The sequence below is a fragment of the uncultured Eubacterium sp. genome (assembly GCF_937958975.1).
Classification (GTDB): domain Bacteria; phylum Bacillota; class Clostridia; order Lachnospirales; family Lachnospiraceae; genus Eubacterium_G.
Genome location: NZ_CALGRE010000023.1, coordinates 37451 through 57769 on the forward strand (window position 1 = coordinate 37451; position 20319 = coordinate 57769).

General features: G+C 37.4%; 19 protein-coding genes and 1 pseudogene. 4 read left to right on the forward strand and 16 right to left on the reverse strand.

Going from position 1 to position 20319, the window contains the following annotated elements; genetic code table 11:
* Positions 1-4 precede the first annotated feature (4 nt).
* From Q5O86_RS04085 to Q5O86_RS04100, 4 genes are all read right to left on the reverse strand, one after another.
* Positions 5-469 (reverse strand): hypothetical protein, encoded by a 465-nt coding sequence (locus Q5O86_RS04085; protein ID WP_302625874.1) that lies wholly within the window; start codon positions 467-469, stop codon positions 5-7.
* A 4-nt stretch (positions 470-473) separates the two neighbouring features.
* Positions 474-659: a DNA-binding protein gene (locus Q5O86_RS04090; protein WP_302625875.1), complete on the reverse strand. Its 186-nt coding sequence runs from the start codon at positions 657-659 to the stop codon at positions 474-476.
* Positions 660-782: 123 nt separating this feature from the next.
* Entirely contained in the window at positions 783-962 is a 180-nt protein-coding gene (locus Q5O86_RS04095; RefSeq protein ID WP_302625876.1) for a hypothetical protein, read from the reverse strand.
* Positions 963-995: 33 nt separating this feature from the next.
* Positions 996-1196 (reverse strand): plasmid recombination protein, encoded by a 201-nt coding sequence (locus Q5O86_RS04100; RefSeq protein WP_302625877.1) that lies wholly within the window; start codon positions 1194-1196, stop codon positions 996-998.
* 150 nt (positions 1197-1346) lie between these two features.
* Between Q5O86_RS04100 and istA the strand changes: the two genes are divergently transcribed.
* The 4 genes and pseudogenes from istA to istB all read left to right on the forward strand — a co-directional run bounded on the left by istA (position 1347) and on the right by istB (position 3371).
* Positions 1347-1970, forward strand: coding sequence for an IS21 family transposase (istA, locus tag Q5O86_RS04105; RefSeq protein ID WP_302625878.1), 624 nt, complete (start codon positions 1347-1349; stop codon positions 1968-1970).
* A 111-nt stretch (positions 1971-2081) separates the two neighbouring features.
* Complete coding sequence (locus Q5O86_RS04110) at positions 2082-2243, forward strand: hypothetical protein (protein WP_302625879.1); 162 nt, start codon at positions 2082-2084, stop codon at positions 2241-2243.
* A gap of 91 nt (positions 2244-2334) precedes the next feature.
* Entirely contained in the window at positions 2335-2580 is a 246-nt protein-coding gene (locus tag Q5O86_RS04115; RefSeq protein WP_302625880.1) for a transposase, read from the forward strand.
* 47 nt (positions 2581-2627) lie between these two features.
* A pseudogene (gene istB / locus Q5O86_RS04120) lies at positions 2628-3371 on the forward strand (IS21-like element helper ATPase IstB).
* A 383-nt stretch (positions 3372-3754) separates the two neighbouring features.
* Here the strand turns inward: istB and guaA are convergent.
* The 12 genes from guaA to Q5O86_RS04180 all read right to left on the reverse strand — a co-directional run bounded on the left by guaA (position 3755) and on the right by Q5O86_RS04180 (position 20301).
* Positions 3755-5299 (reverse strand): glutamine-hydrolyzing GMP synthase, encoded by a 1545-nt coding sequence (guaA, locus tag Q5O86_RS04125; protein WP_302625881.1) that lies wholly within the window; start codon positions 5297-5299, stop codon positions 3755-3757.
* A 950-nt stretch (positions 5300-6249) separates the two neighbouring features.
* A complete protein-coding gene (gene uvrA / locus Q5O86_RS04130) occupies positions 6250-9096 on the reverse strand; it encodes an excinuclease ABC subunit UvrA (protein ID WP_302625882.1) in 2847 nt (948 codons plus the stop codon).
* Between the two features lie 15 nt (positions 9097-9111).
* Entirely contained in the window at positions 9112-11091 is a 1980-nt protein-coding gene (uvrB, locus tag Q5O86_RS04135) for an excinuclease ABC subunit UvrB (RefSeq protein ID WP_302625883.1), read from the reverse strand.
* 158 nt (positions 11092-11249) lie between these two features.
* Positions 11250-11855 carry a YesL family protein gene (locus Q5O86_RS04140; protein ID WP_302625884.1) on the reverse strand — a complete coding sequence of 202 codons (606 nt, stop codon included), beginning with the start codon at positions 11853-11855 and terminating at the stop codon, positions 11250-11252.
* Between the two features lie 14 nt (positions 11856-11869).
* The gene (locus Q5O86_RS04145; protein ID WP_302625885.1) at positions 11870-13072 is read right to left on the reverse strand and encodes a cation:proton antiporter; all 1203 of its coding nucleotides are present in this window, start codon (positions 13070-13072) and stop codon (positions 11870-11872) included.
* 2 nt (positions 13073-13074) lie between these two features.
* Positions 13075-13419 (reverse strand): hypothetical protein, encoded by a 345-nt coding sequence (locus tag Q5O86_RS04150; RefSeq protein ID WP_302625886.1) that lies wholly within the window; start codon positions 13417-13419, stop codon positions 13075-13077.
* Between the two features lie 31 nt (positions 13420-13450).
* A complete protein-coding gene (locus Q5O86_RS04155) occupies positions 13451-14632 on the reverse strand; it encodes a S41 family peptidase (protein WP_302625887.1) in 1182 nt (393 codons plus the stop codon).
* An 83-nt stretch (positions 14633-14715) separates the two neighbouring features.
* Entirely contained in the window at positions 14716-15963 is a 1248-nt protein-coding gene (locus Q5O86_RS04160; RefSeq protein ID WP_302625888.1) for a murein hydrolase activator EnvC, read from the reverse strand.
* A 13-nt stretch (positions 15964-15976) separates the two neighbouring features.
* Positions 15977-16885 carry a permease-like cell division protein FtsX gene (ftsX, locus tag Q5O86_RS04165; RefSeq protein WP_302625889.1) on the reverse strand — a complete coding sequence of 303 codons (909 nt, stop codon included), beginning with the start codon at positions 16883-16885 and terminating at the stop codon, positions 15977-15979.
* The gene (gene ftsE, locus Q5O86_RS04170; RefSeq protein WP_302625890.1) at positions 16886-17557 is read right to left on the reverse strand and encodes a cell division ATP-binding protein FtsE; all 672 of its coding nucleotides are present in this window, start codon (positions 17555-17557) and stop codon (positions 16886-16888) included.
* A gap of 154 nt (positions 17558-17711) precedes the next feature.
* Positions 17712-18800 carry a CdaR family transcriptional regulator gene (locus tag Q5O86_RS04175; protein ID WP_302625891.1) on the reverse strand — a complete coding sequence of 363 codons (1089 nt, stop codon included), beginning with the start codon at positions 18798-18800 and terminating at the stop codon, positions 17712-17714.
* Between the two features lie 382 nt (positions 18801-19182).
* Complete coding sequence (locus tag Q5O86_RS04180) at positions 19183-20301, reverse strand: ABC transporter ATP-binding protein (RefSeq protein ID WP_302625892.1); 1119 nt, start codon at positions 20299-20301, stop codon at positions 19183-19185.
* Between the last annotated feature and the right edge of the window lie 18 nt (positions 20302-20319).

Here is a 20319-nt window from a genome sequence, read left to right on the forward strand (position 1 = left end):
CCTACTATAATACGCAAATTTGTTCTGAACTTATACAAGAAAAATCATGTTCTATTGGTTCCCCAATATACTCTATATTGTCTTGTATATATTTCAGCAAGTCTGTACCATCTAAATAATAATACATTTGGGGTACAATAAAACGGTCTCTTTCTTTTCTTAATCTATCTAATGAAATTGATGTTGTATTTTGAAACCTAGATATTTGCATAACACACTTATAGTCTTTTAGATATTTGTCTATACGTTTTATTACTTCAATATCATTCTTATACTGTTCTTTCCAATCTATCAGGTTTACTTTATTAGTTAAAAGCATTACTCCCTTTATAGCTTGTACCGGACTACTAACATACAAATATGCTATCACATCCTCATTTGGAAATACGCTCCTATGTTCAAATATCTTTTGGCCAGATACAACCCTGTCAAACACTTCGGGTTTAAAGCTCAATAACATTGTTCTCATTTAACTATTCCTTTGCTTCACTATGTTTATTTTTTCTTGCATCCTGAGGCTTCATTGTTCCATAAGGAATAAGCCACGTTTTTCCTTTTTTGACAGCGCCCTCCACGCGATTTTGTTCACACAACAAGGCTATTCTTCTTGACGATATCCCCCACTCTTTTGACATTTCTATAGTTGTAAAATAGTCCATTTCCGCCTCCTTATTATATAAAATATTATATTTATTTATCTGAATAATTGCAAGTGTTTTCACGAACATAGGTTCTCTTTTCTTATTAGCACCTCTTTTCTTTTTACATAATTTCCCTATAATTTATCTTCTTCTCTCATCCCTAACCTTATCAACTTTCTCTTTAAACCTATCCAACACACTTCTTTCATCTATCACAAACTGTTTCATAAAATCTAGTGCCTTATCCAACATTTTTTTAACCTTGTACTCCGCAACCGTTAAGTCATGATTCTTTCCTTTTTGTTTCTCCTTTAATTTCATACCAAACACCCAATCTGCACTCAGCTAATTCCCTCAGCCTCCCTGCAACACATTTGACAATGTCTTCTGGGTAAATACCGACCTCTTTGAAACCTTCGTCTCCAATCCTCTTTTAAAACCTCTTTCGACCGGCACACCTACCACGTGCATATGTGGACTTGCTTCATCATAATGGACCACTGCATTTGCCACTACAAAACTAGGCATCAACTCCATTAATTTATCCACTATCATTTTGTAAATTATATGAATATCTCTTAACTGTTTTTCTCTGTCAATGACTGTGTTAAAATGTAAGAAAAAGGCGTTTAAATTATGTAGTTTTTTCGATACATCTTAGGATGTGATACACTCTTATAAATACATTATAGGAGTGATTAAACAATGAAAGGAAACTTATGGATGGAAATTAGAAATGAACGCAAGAAAGGATTGAGCTATACGGAAATAGCACGAAAACATTATATTGATCCAAGAACTGCAAAAAAATATGCAGAGTCTGACAGTAAACCTGTGTATACACTTACAGCATCAAAGCCTTCTAAACTGAATCCTTATAAACACCTGCTAGATATGTGGCTGGAAGAAGCTCCTTATAGTGCAGTACGTATTCATGAAAAACTGGTAGAACAGGGATGTGATTGCAAATATACGATTGTATGCCAGTATGTAGCTTCAAGAAAAGCTGATTTAAATGAAAAAGCAACAGTAAGATTTGAAACAATGCCTGGATTACAGGGGCAGGTTGACTGGGGATTTTTCGAAAATTATAAAATCTTAGAAAATGGAGAATATAAGAAATTATGCTGTTTTCTGATGATTCTTGGTTATTCACGAATGCGATATATCGAGTTTGTAACAGACATGAGTACAACAACATTAATTAAATGCCATATCAATGCATTTAGGTACTTCGGAGGATATCCGGAAGAAATCTTATATGACAACATGAAGCAAGTTGTTGTGAAATGTATGATGAAACAATCAGAAAGTGAATTGAATAAGTAGTTTGAAGATTTTGCAGGATTTTATGGTTATAAACCTGTTTTGTGCCGCCCGTACAGAGGGCAGACAAAAGGCAAGGTGGAAAGAACAGTCCGGTATGTCAGGGAAAATTTTATGGTGGGAATTAAATATAGCTCCCTTGCAGATTTAAACAGTCAGGCACACGCAGGGTGTAATAAAATCAACGCCAAAATCCATGGAACAACAAATGAGCGACCGATAGACCGGCTGACAGAAGAAAATCTTCTTCCATATAAAGAGAGAATACATTATTGATAAGATAAATTTAAGAAGAGTTGAAAAAGACTGCCTCATCAGCTATGCCGGTAATAAATATTCTGTTCCACCAGAATACGTTGGCAGGGATGTGACAGTCATTGTCCTCGACCATATGTTAGCAGCATATTTCGGGGGTAAACAAATCACTTTGCATAAACTATCTTACAGTAGAAACACTTTGAATGTCAACAAAGAACACTATAAATCCATGATTGTGAAATCAGGCTTTGATATTGAAAATACATTATTAAATAATCCGGATTTAGTAGACTTATGTATCCCGAATCATTCTCTGAAGAAATATGATGAGCTGATGGGAGGTATGATGCTGTGAGTGAAGTTGTTTACGAACGGATAAAGAAAAATCTTGAAATATTAAACATGAAAAACACATCCCTTATTCTTGATAATTATCTTGAAAAGGCTATTCATGACAAGAAAAATATTGTTGAAATTCTGGATTACCTGTTAGCAGAAGAAGCAAAAACAAAGAAAGACCGGGCGGTTGAGAATCAGATTAAAATGTCCGGCTTTCCTTACAGAAAAACTCTGGAACAATTCGATTTTGATTTTCAGCCAAGCATAAACAAAGAACAGATAATGGAGCTTGCCACAATGCGTTTTGTTGAAAATAAAGAAAATGTGGTATTTTTAGGAACACCGGGAGTTGGTAAAACACACCTTACAGTCTCTCTTGGAATGATAGCTGCACAGCACAGATATTCAACATACTATATCAATTGCCATAACCTTATAACGCAACTGAACAAAGCCCATTATGAAGACAGGCTTCAGGAAAGATTAAAAAACTACGCAAAGTATAAGGTTCTGATTATTGATGAAATAGGATACCTGCCTATGGATATATAGGGTGCCAACCTGTTCTTTCAATTAATAGCCAAGAGATATGAAAAGAATACAACTATTTTTACTTCAAACAAAGCATTCTCATCATGGAATGAAGTGTTTTCAGATATCACGATTGCCTCGGCAATTCTTGCCAGGATACTGCACCACTGCCAGGTAATTAGTATAAAGGGTGAAAGTTATCGCTTAAAAGAGAGGAAGGAGATGATGTCCAACATAAACACAGTTGTAAATACTTTATTTGAAACAGGAAATTAATTTTTTATCAAAAAACACAAAATTTAAACGCCAAAAAACTGCAAAATCAGAATGTCATTAACAGTGATATGCTTATGGAGGAATTTCAGAAAATCGAAAAAAAAGAAAAGAAAACAGCTAAAAAGAAAAAACAGAAATAAGCATAAAAAAACCTTGCCGATATTCAATTTCCATATCTGAACCCGCACTGTCGTGCGGTTATCGCGGCATTCGTCAAATGGAAATGCAAGCATTTCCATTTTCCTCATTGCTCGCGCAAATCAGCAAGGTTTTCTTTATGCTATTGATGTAATTATTTAGTGCATGATGTTAAAAATGTTGCCAGTTCCTAAACAAATTTGTTTGCAACCCGCATAAACACTAGCTTCTTAAAACCCATTTCATCACTCGAACTCTATCGTTCCCGGCGGCTTACTCGTCAAATCATACATTACCCGATTAACCCCCTTGACTTCATTAATAATCCTATTCATCACCCGATTCAATACCTCATAAGGTATCTCCGCCGACTCTGCTGTCATAAAGTCAATCGTCTTAACAGCTCTCAATGCTATAGCATAATCATAAGTTCTCTCATCACCCATAACACCAACGGAGCGCATATTCGTCAATGCCGCAAAGTATTGATTAATCTCCTTATCCAGCCCCGCCTTAGCGATTTCTTCACGATAAATAGCGTCTGCCTCCTGAACCATTTTAACTTTCTCAGCGGTAACTTCTCCAATAATCCTTATTCCAAGTCCCGGTCCCGGAAATGGCTGACGAAAGACCAGATACTCCGGAATACCCAACTCTAATCCGGCTTTTCTGACTTCATCCTTAAACAAATCACGAAGTGGCTCAATAATTTCCTTGAAATCCACGCAATCAGGTAATCCACCTACATTGTGATGCGACTTAATCACAGCGGACTCTCCGCCCAAACCACTCTCTACAACATCAGGGTAAATTGTTCCTTGTACCAAATAATCCACTGAACCGATTTTCTTTGCCTCTTCCTCAAATACCCGGATAAACTCTTCACCAATAATCTTACGCTTCTCTTCCGGCTCCTCAACACCTGCCAGTTTTTTATAATATCTTTCCTGTGCATTAACACGGATGAAATTTAAGTCATAAGAACCATTTGGTCCAAACACAGCCTCAACTTCATCACCTTCATCTTTCCTAAGCAAACCATGGTCTACAAACACACAAGTCAATTGCTTTCCAATAGCCTTTGCCAAAAGTACCGCTGCCACCGATGAATCCACACCACCTGACAGTGCACACAATACCTTTCCATCTCCTACTTTTTCACGAATGGCCTTAATGGAATTTTCCACAAACGAATCCATCTTCCAATCACCTGCACAACCACATACATTGTACACATAATTACTTAATATCTCTTTTCCTCTAACAGTATGAAGCACCTCTGGATGAAACTGTATCGCATACAGATTCTTTTCCGGACACTCTGCCACTGCGACAGGGCAATCGTTTGTATATCCCGTAATCGTAAATCCCGGTGCCGGCTGCGAAATATAGTCATTATGGCTCATCCAGCATACTGTATTTTTTTCTATATCTGTAAACAGCTTTGACTGTGTATCTAAATGAACTTCTATCTTTCCATATTCACGAATCGGTGCCTTCTCCACCTTACCACCTAAAATGTGCTGCATCAGCTGTGCTCCATAACACAAACCTAATACAGGGATTCCAAGTTCAAATAACTCTTTTCTATATGTAGGAGAATCTTCCTCATAACAACTATTTGGACCACCTGTCAGAATAATTCCCTTTGGATTCATTTCCTTAATTTTTTCAATATCTGTTTTGTATGAATAAATTTCACAATACACATTGCATTCACGAACACGACGTGCTACCAACTGATTGTACTGTCCACCGAAATCAATTACAATAACTAACTCTCTATTCATGTCTCCTCCTAAGTTTCCCTTCCATTCTTATATAATTTTCAGTTGTATAACAACCTAATGCATATATACTCCTACAATTCTACTTCATTTTTGTTTATTAAACAAGAATAAAGAATATTTTTCATCAGAAGAGAATCGTATTTTTTGCCATATCTCTTATATTAACACTTAAAAAGTGGGTATTCAAAGCCCTATAACTTTAAAATACCCTCATTTATTAATCAAACTAAACAGTAGTAAGCTTTTAAGCATTTATGTCTTTACATCTATACGATACATATATAAAAATCTTCCCCCACAAAAAAGACACCTGATATATAATTTCTATATACCAGATGCCTTCTATATCAATACCTGGTTTTTACCTTTTTCATTAACAACTACAGGCTTTTCTTTCTCCTCCGGAAACTTTCTCATCACTCATATCCGACTTTTCTCTTCTACTATCGGCTCTTTTATTTCCAATTATCTATTTCTCTGCCTGCTTACGGCTTTAGATATCTGCTCAAATAAAATATCATTCCTCGTCGAATCTTCGTTTTGAATACTCATCTATCCTTTCCAACTCTCCGTGATACTTTATCCAAAAAATACTCATTTTACAGTCTTCTTCGTTTCCACTGTAATATAAGCAGGATATCAATTGGTAATCTCCTTTGCTTACCTATACTCAGATACTTTTGTTACCGGGTCGACATCCGGTAACACATGCTGTTAATGCACCTTGTAAAAACATTCGGTATAAAAAACTTATTTAATTTGTACTTAAAATTTACCATATTTTCTGCCTGATTTAAAGGGTTTTAGAGCAACTTTTTTATCTTCATCACTTTGCCTAAAACCTATAAATTTTAAACATTTTTATGAATCGTTTTTTTATAAAAACCTCACAAAATTTCTTCAAACAACAAAACACGATAAAATGAATCTAACTCATTCACAATAATTATCTACTTCTTAGTTGCTTTTTCCAGCATCTGCTTCACAAATTTTGCCGTATAACTCGTCTCATGTTCCGCCACCTTTTCCGGTGTTCCTGCAACAACTACAGTGCCTCCCCGGTCACCACCGTCCGGTCCCATATCAATAATATAATCTGCTGCCTTTATCACATCAAGATTATGCTCAATCACCAATACCGTATTGCCCTCATCGGTCAGCCTCTGCAAAATCTCAACCAATTTATGCACATCTGCAAAATGAAGTCCTGTCGTCGGCTCGTCCAAAACATAAATCGTCTTTCCCGTGCTTCTTCTGCTCAATTCTGTTGCTAATTTGATGCGCTGTGCCTCTCCTCCGGACAACTGTGTGCTTGGCTGTCCCAGCTTAATATATCCAAGACCCACATCATAAAGTGTTTTCACCTTATTATATATTCTCGGTACATTTTGAAAAAAGTCTAATGCTTCTTCCACCGTCATTTCTAACACATCATAAATATTTTTACCCTTATATTTCACTTCGAGAGTCTCACGATTATATCGCTTTCCACCACAAACTTCACATGGAACATACACATCAGGCAGGAAATGCATTTCAACCTTCAAGATTCCATCTCCGGAGCATGCCTCACAGCGCCCTCCCTTCACATTAAAGCTAAAACGTCCCTTCTTATAGCCACGTTCCTTTGCATCCATCGTCGTAGCAAACAAATCTCGAATCATATCAAACATCCCGGTATAGGTTGCCGGATTCGAACGCGGAGTTCTTCCAATCGGTGACTGGTCTATATTAATAATCTTATCCAGCTGCTCCACACCCTCTATTTTTTTATGCCTGCCCGGAATCGTTCTCGCACGATTTAACTGCCTTGCAAGGCTTTTATATAAAATCTCATTGACAAGAGAACTTTTCCCTGAGCCGGAAACTCCGGTAACACATGTAAATATACCAAGAGGAATTTTTACACTGATATTTTTCAAATTATTTTCTGTTGCCCCTACTACTTTAATAAATCCAGTAGGTTTTCTTCTTTTCTCAGGCACTGGCACGCAAATTTTTCCGCTAAGATATTGCCCTGTTATGGACTTTTTATTCTTCATAATCTCTTGTGCTGTTCCCTTTGCAATGACCTCACCGCCATGCTCTCCTGCCCTAGGGCCAATATCAACTACATAATCAGCCGCCAACATTGTATCTTCATCATGTTCTACTACCACCAAAGTGTTTCCTAAATCCCGCAAATGTTTCAATGTAGCAAGCAGTTTTTCGTTATCATTCTGATGCAGACCAATACTTGGTTCATCCATAATATATGCAACACCAACCAGACCGGAACCAATCTGTGTTGCCAGTCTGATACGCTGTGCCTCTCCTCCGGACAAAGTTCCGGTAGCTCTGGATAAGCTCAGATAATCCAACCCCACATCTATTAAAAACTGTAATCTTCCCTTAATTTCTTTTAAAATTTCTTTTCCAATTGCCAACTGTGTATCCGTAAGTTTAAGTTCATCCAGAAACTGTTTCAAATCTCTCACGGGCATTTCTGTCATTTCATATATATTTTTATCTCCAATTGTTACAGCCAGAGACTCTGCCTTAAGCCGCTGCCCATGACAGGTTGCACACGGTGTAATTCTCATAAAAGTCTCATACTCTGCCTTACTGGATTCCGCACCGGTCTCACGATAACGCCTTTCTACGTTTCTCACCAATCCTTCAAATGCAATATCATAAGTTCCTACACCACGTTGTCCCTGATAATGTACCGGAACGCGCTCACCATTAGTTCCATTAATTAAAATATCCTGCACGTTTTTAGGATATTTTTCAAACGGTGTATCTAGGCTGAATCCATATTTTTTAGCCAAAGCCTGTAAAATTGCGTTTGTAAAACTCTTTCCATCGTTTGCACTCTGCCATCCAAGAACGACAATAGCTCCCTCATTAATACTGAGACTTTTATCCGGAATCATTAAATCAATATCAAACTCCATCTTATATCCCAACCCAAAACAATCCGGACATGCACCAAACGGATTATTAAAAGAAAAACTTCTCGGCTGTATTTCATCAATACTAATGCCACAATCAGTACATGCAAAATTCTGACTGAAAGTAATTGCCTCTCCGCCAATTACATCTACAACCATCAATCCATTTCCAAGCTTCAATGCATTTTCAATAGAATCCGTAAGACGCTTCTCAATTCCTTCTCGAATACTCAATCTATCAATAATAATTTCAATGTTATGTTTTATATTTTTATCTAATTTTATTTCTTCTGTAAGTTCATACATATTTCCATCTACACGAACTCTGACATAACCACTTTTTTTTGCACTCTCAAATACCTTTTCATGCCTTCCTTTTTTTCCACGCACAACAGGTGCCAGTATCTGAAACTTTGTACGCTCCGGCAATTCCATAACTTTATCTACCATTTCATCAATGGTCTGTTTTTTTATTTCTTTTCCACATTTTGGACAGTGTGGTATACCGGCTCTTGCAAACAACAATCTCTTGTAATCATATATTTCCGTCACCGTCCCCACCGTAGAACGTGGATTCCTATTTGTAGATTTCTGGTCAATAGAAATAGCCGGCGGCAGTCCTTCAATACTTTCCACCTGCGGTTTCTCCATCTGACCTAAAAACTGTCTTGCATAAGAAGACAATGACTCCATATATCTTCTTTGCCCCTCTGCATAAATGGTATCAAAAGCCAAAGAGGACTTTCCAGAGCCACTTAACCCTGTAATAACCGTAAATTCATCTCTTGGTATATCTATATTTATATTTTTTAGATTGTGTTCACATGCCCCTCTAATCTTAATGTACTTTTTCTTATTTGCCATCTCTCTATTCCTTTCTTATCTATGATACATCAGCTTAAGTTCTGCAAGGCGCTCACGCATCTCAATCGCCGTTTCAAAATCCAGCTCTGCCGCTGCTTTCTGCATTTTCTTTTCTACCTTGTCCATCAGCTTTTTCAATTCCTTTTTGTCCATAGACTCCGGATCTTTTTCTATATCATTAATCTTCTTGTCGACTTCCTTAGAAATACTGATAAGATCACGAACCGCTTTCTTAATCGTTGTCGGTGTAATTCCATTTTCTTCGTTATATTTTTTCTGTATCTCACGTCTTCTGTTTGTCTCAGAAATTGCCTTGTCCATAGATTCAGTTATCGTATCAGCATACATAACTACATGTCCCTCCGAGTTACGCGCCGCACGTCCTATCGTCTGTATCAGTGAAGTCTCTGAACGCAGAAATCCCTCTTTATCCGCATCCAAAATAGCCACCAGACTAATCTCAGGAATATCAAGCCCCTCACGAAGAAGATTGATACCGACCAATACATCAAAGACATCTAAACGCATATCACGGATAATCTCCGTACGCTCTAGCGTATCGATATCAGAATGAAGATATTTCACCCGTATTCCCACATCACGCATATAATCTGTCAAATCCTCTGCCATACGTTTTGTCAATGTAGTAACAAGCACCTTATTCTTCTTTTCTACCTCTTTATTAATCTCTGAAATCAAATCGTCAATCTGACCTTCAACAGGACGCACACTAATTTCTGGGTCAAGCAGTCCCGTAGGTCTGATAATCTGTTCTGCTCTCAATAATTCATGCTCTTTTTCGTATACATTCGGCGTTGCCGATACAAACAACATCTGGTCAATCATACTCTCAAACTCTTCGAACTTCAGCGGTCTGTTATCTTTTGCCGACGGAAGACGAAATCCATAATCCACCAGTGTACCCTTTCTGGACTGGTCACCATTATACATCCCACGAACCTGTGGCAGTGTAATGTGACTTTCATCTATTATAATAAGAAAATCATCTCCAAAATATTCAATTAACGTATGAGGTGTAGCACCTGGTTCTAACCCGGCCATATGTCTCGAATAGTTTTCTATTCCCGAACATATTCCTGTCTCTCGTAACATCTCCATGTCAAAATTTGTGCGTTCCGCTATGCGCTGCGCCTCTATGAGCTTATCCTCTGATTTAAAAAAAGCTACCTGTTCCGCTAACTCTGCTTCAATTGCTTTGATAGCTCCCTCCATTCTCTCCGGTGGGATAACATAATGGGAATTTGGAAATATAGCCACATGCTCCAAAGCCCTCTTTACTTCCCCTGTCAATGTATCTATCTCTGTAATACGCTCTATCTCATCGTCAAAAAACTCAACTCTTACAGCGCTATCCGTATACGAAGCAGGAAAAACCTCTAAGTTTTCACCTCTTACCCTAAAAGTTCCACGTTTAAAATCCATATCATTTCTGTCATACTGGATTTCAATCAATTTATGAATCACCTCGTCTCTATCCCTAATTGTTCCCGGACGAAGAGACACAACCATATTTTTATAATCAATCGGATCACCCAATCCATAAATACAGGAAACCGATGATACTATAATAACATCTTTTCTTTCCATTAACGCCATAGTTGCCGAATGACGAAGCTTGTCTATCTCATCATTAATTGCTGAATCCTTCTCAATATAAGTATCCGTACTCGGAACATATGCCTCCGGCTGATAATAATCATAATACGAGACAAAATACTCTACGGCATTATCCGGAAACATTTCCTTAAACTCACCATATAACTGAGCTGCTAATGTTTTATTATGTGCCAAAATCAACGTAGGTTTGTTTAAAGCCTGTATCACATTTGCCATTGTAAAAGTTTTTCCCGAACCGGTAGCACCTAGCAATGTTTCAAATTGATTTCCCTGCTGAAAGCCTTTCACCAAAGCTTCTATTGCCTGTGGCTGGTCACCTGTAGGCTTAAAAGGCGCTTTTAAAACAAATCTATCCATCTCCATATCCTCTCCAATAATTTTTTTCTTATTACCACACTCATTGTACCACTGAAGCATAAAAAAGTACAGAATTACTCGAACATTTGTTCAATTAATTCTGTACTTTTTATGTAAACCTTTTTTCTGAATAATTTCACACTACATTTTGTTTTATTTTAGTTTTCTTTCTCAATATACTTTACAAAAACCTTTTCCAACAGCAAACTGTTTAAAAACATTGCTCCAACAGGTACAAAAGCAACAGAAAATCGAATATCCCAAAACAGCATCGCAGATATTCCAAATATAATTATAATAATAAAAGTAGTCGGCAAATGCGCAAAAAACATAATGGCCGCATTTTTCATTGTAACTTTCCATGTATTCTCAAATCTTGCAGTCAAGGCAAAAGTCCATATTGCCCATGTCATTATCATTCCCCAAAATCCAATAAATATAAATTGCATCCCTGCAAATTCCGGTACTTCTCTTATATTATTATGTAATATAACCACATCTCCAATAGATATAAGTGTTAAAATTACAAATATAACAGATGGAACAACTGTATTTCTAAAATTTTCTCTAAAACAATGAAAAAATCCTTTATAGCAATACCCTCTATTCCCTCTTATATTTTTTAAAACTGTATCATATAATGCCGTTGTCGCTGCCCCCGCCGTAAATAACGGAAGGCTGCATACAAACCAAAGAATGCTTACAGCAGCCACGTCAAAAATTTTATTCACAACTCTAAAAAAAGCGCTATCCATTTTAAACATAAACTTTCCCGCCTTTATTGTTTTATCTCACCGATTTTTACTAGCATAATCTTTGTAAATATTGGACCTACCAATTCATAAATAATCGTACCACAGACCACTACAGCCGTAATTTCACTTGCATACTCCGGAACCACTGTTCCACACATCATAGCAAGTCCAATAGCGACACCTGCCTGCGGTATCAAACCGATACCAAGATACTTCTGAACATTTTTATCAGCATGAGAAATCCTGCCGCCAAGATAAGCCCCTGCCATTTTTCCTATTACACGAACAATAATATAAACAACACCGATAAGACCTACCTTAGGTAAAATAGAGATATCCATTCCTGCCCCTGTGACAAAGAAAAACAACATAAAAATAGGAGGGGTCATTCTATCCATCTGTTCAAATACCGGTTCCCAATTGTGAGAAATATTTACCACAGTAATACTGAGTGCCATACAGGCAAGAAGTGGCGAAAAACTCAATACTTCAATATGAGAAACAGCAACGCATAAAGAAACCATTGCTATTGTGATTGCCAGTCTGTTTCCGCGACCGGTATAAAACTTAATTAATATAGTAAATATTACTCCAAGCAAAATTCCAAATGCCAGCGAACCAAAAATCTCTTTTATCGGTTCAATAAAAGTTGCTGCTGAAATTTGCCCTGTAAGGGACCTTGCCAACGCCACGCAAATACCATATGACATCAACGCTGTAGCATCATCAATCGCAACAACCGGTATCAATGTTCTGGTCACAATTCCCTTAGCCTTATATTGCCTTGCCACTAAAATCGTTGCCGCCGGGTCTGTTGCCGCCGCAATGGCCCCCATAATCAATGCCAACTGTATATTCCCAGTGACAATATAAATACCGAGAGCAACAAATACAACTGCTCCTACAGATTCACAACATGCAATTACGACAGGTGAACTTCCCAGTTTTTTTATATATTTAAATTCAAACTCAGTACCGATAGAAAACGCGATAAAGCCTGTCGCCAAATCCTTAATTACATCAAATTTAGAAACCATTTCCTCTGCCACATTTTCTCCAAAAAGTGTTTCCATCTGATGTGTTCCAAGCACAAGCCCTACAATCAGTCCCATTATAATATATCCTGTAACATTTGGTAATTTAAACTGTTTAACAATTTTTCCCGCAATCAGACACAAAAAAAGTCCAACAGTTAAATATATCAGTAGTAAATATTTGGATTCCATTTTTATTCTCCAAGTCCCTCTGCAAAATCAATTGGAGTTGTAAACATAATAGCTGTACCGGGCTTGCTGATATCACCGACTACGTCATTAATTACTCTCTTTGCACTCTCTAACTGTTCATCCTCAAGTATAAACATAAGAATTTTACAACTCTCATTATATTCAAAATTTTTCGCTCTTCTGAGAACCCCACCTATAATAATCGAATCGTCTGACCACGCTCTAAGACCATTGGTCATGCTCTTCGCGTCAACAATCGTTCCATGATGAATACCAATATTTTTTAATTCCTCATTCAATTCACTGATTAACTCGGTCTTTTTTAAAATCATCGTCAGCTGCTTCATCCAAACCTCCAATCATTACCCTATTGATTCTTTATTTCATCTTTTTAATCGTCTCCACAGCCTTCTCTAACTGTAAATCTTTCTTTTCATCCTCTCCGGCTTCAATAACCACATCCGGTGTAATTCCTTTACCATGAATGTTCACACCCTTTGGTGTATAATACTTCTCCACTGTCAATTTGACTGCTGAACCATCACTGAGCGGAAGAATACTTTGAACAATTCCTTTACCAAAAGACTGTGTTCCGACAATCTTTCCGGCACCAAAATCCTGAATTGCTCCGGCAAAAATCTCTGAAGCACTGGCACTGTTCTCATTTTGTAACACGACTATTGGTATATTAACGCTTTTTGCATCCGAAGTCTGCTCAACTTTCTTGCCATCCTTATCCATTGTGTAAACAAGTGTACCCTCCGGAAGTAACTCGTCAAGTATATTACATACAACATCATAAAGACCGCCCGGGTTATCCCTTACGTCAAAGATAACCGATTTCATTCCTTGCTTTTTTAAATCAGCCAATGCCACAGAAAATTGTTTGTCGGTCACCTGTTCAAACTGCGTTATCTGTATGTAACCAATCCCGGCTTTTTTATCCAGCATTTTATACTCAACAGTTGGGACATTTACCTCATCCCTTGTAACTTCCACATCCATATACTTCTTTTCTGAAGCACGGTATATGTTAATCTTAACTTTTGTATGTTTTTCACCTTTCATTTTCGCTACAACATTGTTAAGGTCCTCTCCGGTAACTTCTTTATCTTCCACCTTATAAATAATGTCTCCATCCTTCATTCCGGCTTTCATTGCAGGAGAATTATCAAAAACATTAATTGCTGTAATTACACCGGTTTTAGCATCCTGAGAAACAAGGCAGCCGATACCGCAATAAGTTCCGGAAGTTTCCTCCATCAAAGCTGCATATTCTTCCTTGGTATAATATACCGAATAAGGGTCTTCCAAACCAGAGAGTAACCCTTTATATATTCCCTGCTCCAATTTGTCTTTATCAGTTTCGTCTAAATACTTTGCCTCAATTAATTTCTCTAAAAAATCAATTTTATTTGACACTTTATCACTAACCGGCGTTCCAACATTTATTTTCTCTTTTGAAAAATAAAGCCCAATACCAATACTTGCAACCAAAACAAGCATTGCCAGCATTCCAAGCAGAAAGCCTGGTACAAATCTAGTCTTATTTTTCTTCATATCTCTTTCTTTTCTTCTTTCTTTATTTTTTCAATTCATCCTCATATATATGTAATCTAAGTGATAATTAAACTATAACTTTATTACTTTAAATGATTATACGGATTGTCATAAGCACCATTTACTCTGACCGTAAAGTGCAGATGATTTCCTGTAGAAGAACCCGTTGTTCCCACAAGACCTATCGTCTGTCCGGCACTTACCTGAGTACCTGCGCCTACCAATAATGCAGACATATGCATATAAATAGTATATACTCCATTTCCGTGATTAATTCCAATCCAGTTACCGGCTGTTGGATTTGGCTCGGACCACTCTACAGTTCCGGAACCTGCTGCCACGACCGGCGTTCCGGACGGTGCCGGTATATCTATTCCATTATGAAATGAACTGGAGCCTGAAAACGGATCGCTTCTGTAACCATAACCTGATGACACAGATGTATATCCCGGACAAGGCCATATAAAACTACCATTTCCGGAATGGGAACCGCCTCCGGTATTTCCCTGATTTCCGCTTGGTTTATTGTTTGCTGCCTGCTGTGCCTGCGCAGCTTTTTGTGCCGCTGCTCTCTGTTCCGCTGCCCTTTTTGCCGCCGCAATACTTTCCTGTTCTGCGGATGCAATTCTTCTCTCCTGCGCATTAATTGCATCATCAAGCGCTGCCGCATTTGCCTCGTTATCCGCTAACAGCGACTTATAAGAAGCCAATTCCTGTTTCTTTGACTCTGACAATTGCTCCAACTCTGCCTTATCACTCTTTTGCTGTTTCTGCATTGCCACAAGATTTTTCTCTTCTGTCTCTAAAGTTTTTTTCGCATCAGCAATCTCCTGTCTCGTGTCTTTTAGCTTTTGAAGCATCTTCCTATCGTATTGTGACAACTCTGTAATATATTCAGCTTTATTTAAAAATTCCGTAATACTACCCGAATTTAAAATTAAATCCAACATCTGAGTGTCACCGTTTTCATACATATATTGTATTCTCAATTTCATATCACTATACTGAACCGTAACACTTTCCTGCGCCGTCTTAAGTTTTTTATTTGTTTTACTAATCTTATCTTTTGTCTTATCCAGATTCTGCTCTGTCTCATAAATATCTGTAGCCAGTCTTGTCAGCTGCTTGTCCACATTGCTTATGTATGCCTCAGCATCAGATTTAGAATTTTCAAGCTTTCTTTTCTCTGCTGCTGCTTCATCTTTCTGTGCATTCAAATCAGACAACTTGTCCCTTTCACTCTTTACATCTGCAAATGACGTTGCACATGTCATAGTGACGCCAAGCATAACCGCCAATCCCAGACTAAATATTCTCGATAATCTTCTCATAATACTTCCTCTTTTATACTTTCAAATGTTTTCTAAGTGATAGCACCGAACCAATCAATCCGATACCTGCTCCAATCCCCAGTCCCATTGGAACCAATATTACAAAAATGTCACGCGCCGAAGCGAATGATATGGCACTCGCCATAACCCCAAACTTCGATATAACAAACCCAATCAGTCTATTATATATTACTCTTATCAGGATAAGTGGTAATGCAGAACCAATCAATCCAATAATTATACCTTCAATAATAAACGGCGCTCTTACAAACGCATTGGTTGAACCAATTAACTTCATAATTTTTATTTCATGCTGTCTTACAGAAATTCCTATCATAACCGTATTGCTTATTAAGAAAATACCGACGCCTAATAAAATAATAATCAGAGCCACGGAAACATAACCTAAAACCTTACCCACAGTAGTGAGAGTTTCCTTTGCCTGTTCCGAATGTTTTACTTTTCTGACACCCTCTAAACTTTCCATTTTTTTAACAAACGCATCCTGGTCATCTATATTTTTCAAAAATACTGTATAAGATGCCGAATTTGCCAATGGATTATCCTTATCAAAACCAGATGCCAAGTCCGGATCGTCCTCAAAATAACTGTCTTTAAATCCCTCCCAGGCTTTTTCCGCTGATGTATATTCGTATTTTTCCACTCGATTGTCTGACTTTATCTGTTCTCCTATGGCATCCACCTGTTGCTGCTGAATCCCTTTATCAAAGAAAACAGTAACTCCAAGATTTTGCTCTACCTGTTTTTCCATAAAATTAACATTAATAATAATAGTAAATATAATTCCAATCAGAAAAATACATGCAGCAATCGTTCCAATAGATGCCAGAGAAAACAGTTTATTTCTTTTTATATTTACCAGCCCCTGATTCAGGCAATATCTCGCTGTTCTTGTATTCATCTATTCCACCACCTTGCTATCACTTACCTTGACACCTTTTTTCATCGTAATTACCCGTTTCTGCATCTTATCCACAATCTCCATATTATGCGTAACTACGATAACGGTGGTTCCCTGCTTGTTAACTTTATCTAATAATTTCATAATTTCCCAAGAATTTTCCGGGTCCAAATTTCCGGTTGGCTCATCTGCCAAAAGAATTTCCGGCTGATTTACAAGCGCTCTTGCCAATGCCACTCTCTGCTGCTCTCCACCGGATAATTCATTAGGATTGGAACGGTATTTCTCTGACAATCCAACCAGAGACAAAACCCTCGCCACATTCTTCTTTATCTCTCTCGGTGCTACACCGATAACACGCTGTGCAAACGCTATATTGGAATACACATCTCTATCCTGTAAAAGTCTAAAATCCTGAAATACTACTCCTATTTTTCTACGATACTTTGCCACGCTTCTCGACTTAAGTTTCGACAGATTGGTATCGTTCACTGTTATATTTCCGTCAGTTGGATTTAATTCCTTTAAAAGTAACTTGATAAATGTTGATTTGCCCGAGCCGCTTGCTCCCACAACAAAAACAAATTCACCCTCATCTATTTCAAGGTTCAAATTATTAAGTGCCGGTGCTCCATTGCCATAGGATTTACTTACACCTTCAATTTTAATCATTTGCATTCTCCTTAATCCCTATCGTTTATCTCTGTTATCTACCTCTGCTCATTTATAACGTATTAAAAGTGAAAAGCAATCTCATCCTTGCTTTTCACTTTTACCGTATGTGCCAATTAGGCAACATAGCTCTATGTAATAGAGCTATAATATTTTAAAAATCTGCATTACCCATATACTTCATATATTTAACAACCATTAATGCAATCTTAAATGTTATGGCATCCTCAAACACTCTAAGGTCTAAACCGGTACTCTTTTGAAGCTTGTCCAATCTATAAACTAATGTATTTCTATGAATATATAACTGTCTGGATGTTTCAGAAACATTCAGACTATTTTCAAAGAACTTATTAATTGTAGACAACGTCTCCTCATCGAACTCGTCCGGTGATTTTCCTTCAAAAATTTCTTTAATAAACATCTTGCACAGTGGAATCGGCAACTGATATATCAACCTGCCAATTCCAAGATTGTTATACGCTACAACATTTTTTGTACTAAAGAAAATTTTTCCCACGTCAAGTGCCATTCTCGCTTCTTTATAAGAACGTGATACTTCTTTAATTTCCTTCACAATCGTTCCATATGCAACATTTGCTTTTACCATAGCCTCAGTGTTCAACATGTCTACGATTGTATTGGCAATGCGTTCCACCTCCTCATATCCCTGTTTCTCATCTAAATCTTTTACAAGAATAATACTTTTTTCATCTACTGCTGTTATAAAGTCTTTTTTATGACCTGCAAACAATGTTCTCACTGTTTCAAGTGCAACACTGTCTTTCTCATTCTTTGTCTCAATAATACATACACATCTTCTTGCATCGACATCAATGTGCAATTTTTTTGCTCTATTATAAATATCAACAAGGAGGAGATTATCTAAAAGAAGGTTTTTGACAAAATTGTCTTTGTCAAATCTCTCTTTATATGCAACCAACAAATTTTGTATCTGAAAGGCTGCCATCTTGCCAACCATAAATACGTCATCGCTCGTTCCCTGTGCAATTAATATCAGTTCTAACTGATTCTCATCATATACCTTAAAAAACTGATATTCCTGAACAGACTGGCTATCTGCCGGTGAAGCAACAAATGACATAATTGCATGTCCAAACTGCTCTCCCGCCTGGGATGTTCCTGCAATCACTTTTCCATCTGTATCTGCAACATATAAGTCTACTCTTGATATGCTTTTTATTCCCTCTATTGTATTTTGTAAAATTTGATTTGAAATCATAAAAACTCTCCTTGTGTTATTGCCTTTTCAAAACAATTATTCAAGTTATATTTTAACCTAGTTCTTATCAAAAAACAAGAGTAACCATGGGATAATACTTTAAAATTTCGTGAACATTTTGTATCAAAAAACTGTAACTGACGGCTTTCTTGGCTCTTCTCCATTTTGCGAAAGCCGTGCCTAGTTCGATTCCGCTTCGCTTCATCTCAACTAACGGCTTTCTTGGCTCTTTTCCATTTTACGAAAGCCGTGCCTAGTTCGATTCCGCTTCGCTTCATCTCACTAGAGGGCGGCGCCCTATAAATAAAATCAAAAAGAGACCGACTCTTGTGTAAACACAAGTCGGCCTCTTTTTGATTTTATTTGCACGGCTTTCGCCTAACTAATTTGTAATCACTTCTTCTGTGTCTTTGTCAAAGATGTGTAATTTTGTAAGATCCATTGCCATTCTTACTTCATCACCCGGTCTGGCTGTTGTACGAGAGTTTACTCTTGCTGTACAATCAAAGCCTTCAACATCAAAGTACAAATAAACTTCTGCACCAAGTAATTCGTAAATTCTGATTGTTGTTGTGAACGCACTATCCGGTGACATTTCGATAAAACTTTCTTCATCATGAATATCTTCCGGTCTAATACCCATAACAACTGTTTTTCCAATATATCCGCCTTCTTCAAGCTTCTTAGCCTGCTCTGCCGGAACTGTGATATATGTTCTAGCCTGACCAATATGTAACTTAATCTCATTGCCGTCTTTTTCAACCTCAGCATCGATGAAGTTCATCTGTGGTGAACCCATAAATCCTGCTACAAATAAGTTAACCGGCTTATCATATAAATTCTTAGGTGAATCAACCTGCTGAACAATACCATCTTTCATAACTACAATTCTTGTACCAAGTGTCATAGCCTCTGTCTGGTCATGTGTAACGTAGATGATTGTAGCGCCTAATCTCTTATGAATCTTAGCAATCTCGACACGCATCTGTACTCTCAACTTAGCATCTAAGTTTGAAAGAGGCTCATCCATAAGGAATACCTTAGGATTACGAACAATTGCACGTCCCATGGCAACTCTCTGTCTCTGACCACCTGATAAAGCCTTTGGCTTTCTGTCAAGTAACTGCTCAAGGTCAAGAATCTTAGCTGCATCCTTAACTAATCTTTCCTGTTCAGCCTTTGGTACTTTTCTTAATTTAAGACCAAATGCCATGTTATCATATACTGTCATATGTGGATACAAAGCGTAGTTCTGGAATACCATTGCTATATCTCTATCTTTTGGCTCCACATCGTTTACTAACTTATCTCCAATGTATAACTCTCCTGATGAAATTTCTTCAAGACCAGCAATCATACGAAGTGTTGTAGATTTTCCACAACCTGATGGTCCTACGAAAATAATAAATTCCTTGTCTTTGATTTCAAGGTTAAAATCTTTTACTGCATTAAATCCGTTAGGATATACCTTGCAGATGTTCTTTAATGATAAACTTGCCATATACTTCTTTCCTCCTAA

Coding starts and splice junctions, on each gene's coding strand:
- Q5O86_RS04085 (WP_302625874.1), bottom strand. CDS start 469: ATGAGAACAATGTTATTGAGCTTTAAACCCGAAGTGTTTGACAGGGTT.
- Q5O86_RS04090 (WP_302625875.1), bottom strand. CDS start 659: ATGGACTATTTTACAACTATAGAAATGTCAAAAGAGTGGGGGATATCG.
- Q5O86_RS04095 (WP_302625876.1), bottom strand. CDS start 962: ATGAAATTAAAGGAGAAACAAAAAGGAAAGAATCATGACTTAACGGTT.
- Q5O86_RS04100 (WP_302625877.1), bottom strand. CDS start 1,196: ATGATAGTGGATAAATTAATGGAGTTGATGCCTAGTTTTGTAGTGGCA.
- istA (WP_302625878.1), top strand. CDS start 1,347: ATGAAAGGAAACTTATGGATGGAAATTAGAAATGAACGCAAGAAAGGA.
- Q5O86_RS04110 (WP_302625879.1), top strand. CDS start 2,082: ATGGTGGGAATTAAATATAGCTCCCTTGCAGATTTAAACAGTCAGGCA.
- guaA (WP_302625881.1), bottom strand. CDS start 5,299: ATGAATAGAGAGTTAGTTATTGTAATTGATTTCGGTGGACAGTACAAT.
- uvrA (WP_302625882.1), bottom strand. CDS start 9,096: ATGGCAAATAAGAAAAAGTACATTAAGATTAGAGGGGCATGTGAACAC.
- uvrB (WP_302625883.1), bottom strand. CDS start 11,091: ATGGATAGATTTGTTTTAAAAGCGCCTTTTAAGCCTACAGGTGACCAG.
- Q5O86_RS04140 (WP_302625884.1), bottom strand. CDS start 11,855: ATGTTTAAAATGGATAGCGCTTTTTTTAGAGTTGTGAATAAAATTTTT.
- Q5O86_RS04145 (WP_302625885.1), bottom strand. CDS start 13,072: ATGGAATCCAAATATTTACTACTGATATATTTAACTGTTGGACTTTTT.
- Q5O86_RS04150 (WP_302625886.1), bottom strand. CDS start 13,419: ATGAAGCAGCTGACGATGATTTTAAAAAAGACCGAGTTAATCAGTGAA.
- Q5O86_RS04155 (WP_302625887.1), bottom strand. CDS start 14,632: ATGAAGAAAAATAAGACTAGATTTGTACCAGGCTTTCTGCTTGGAATG.
- Q5O86_RS04160 (WP_302625888.1), bottom strand. CDS start 15,963: ATGAGAAGATTATCGAGAATATTTAGTCTGGGATTGGCGGTTATGCTT.
- ftsX (WP_302625889.1), bottom strand. CDS start 16,885: ATGAATACAAGAACAGCGAGATATTGCCTGAATCAGGGGCTGGTAAAT.
- ftsE (WP_302625890.1), bottom strand. CDS start 17,557: ATGATTAAAATTGAAGGTGTAAGTAAATCCTATGGCAATGGAGCACCG.
- Q5O86_RS04175 (WP_302625891.1), bottom strand. CDS start 18,800: ATGATTTCAAATCAAATTTTACAAAATACAATAGAGGGAATAAAAAGC.
- Q5O86_RS04180 (WP_302625892.1), bottom strand. CDS start 20,301: ATGGCAAGTTTATCATTAAAGAACATCTGCAAGGTATATCCTAACGGA.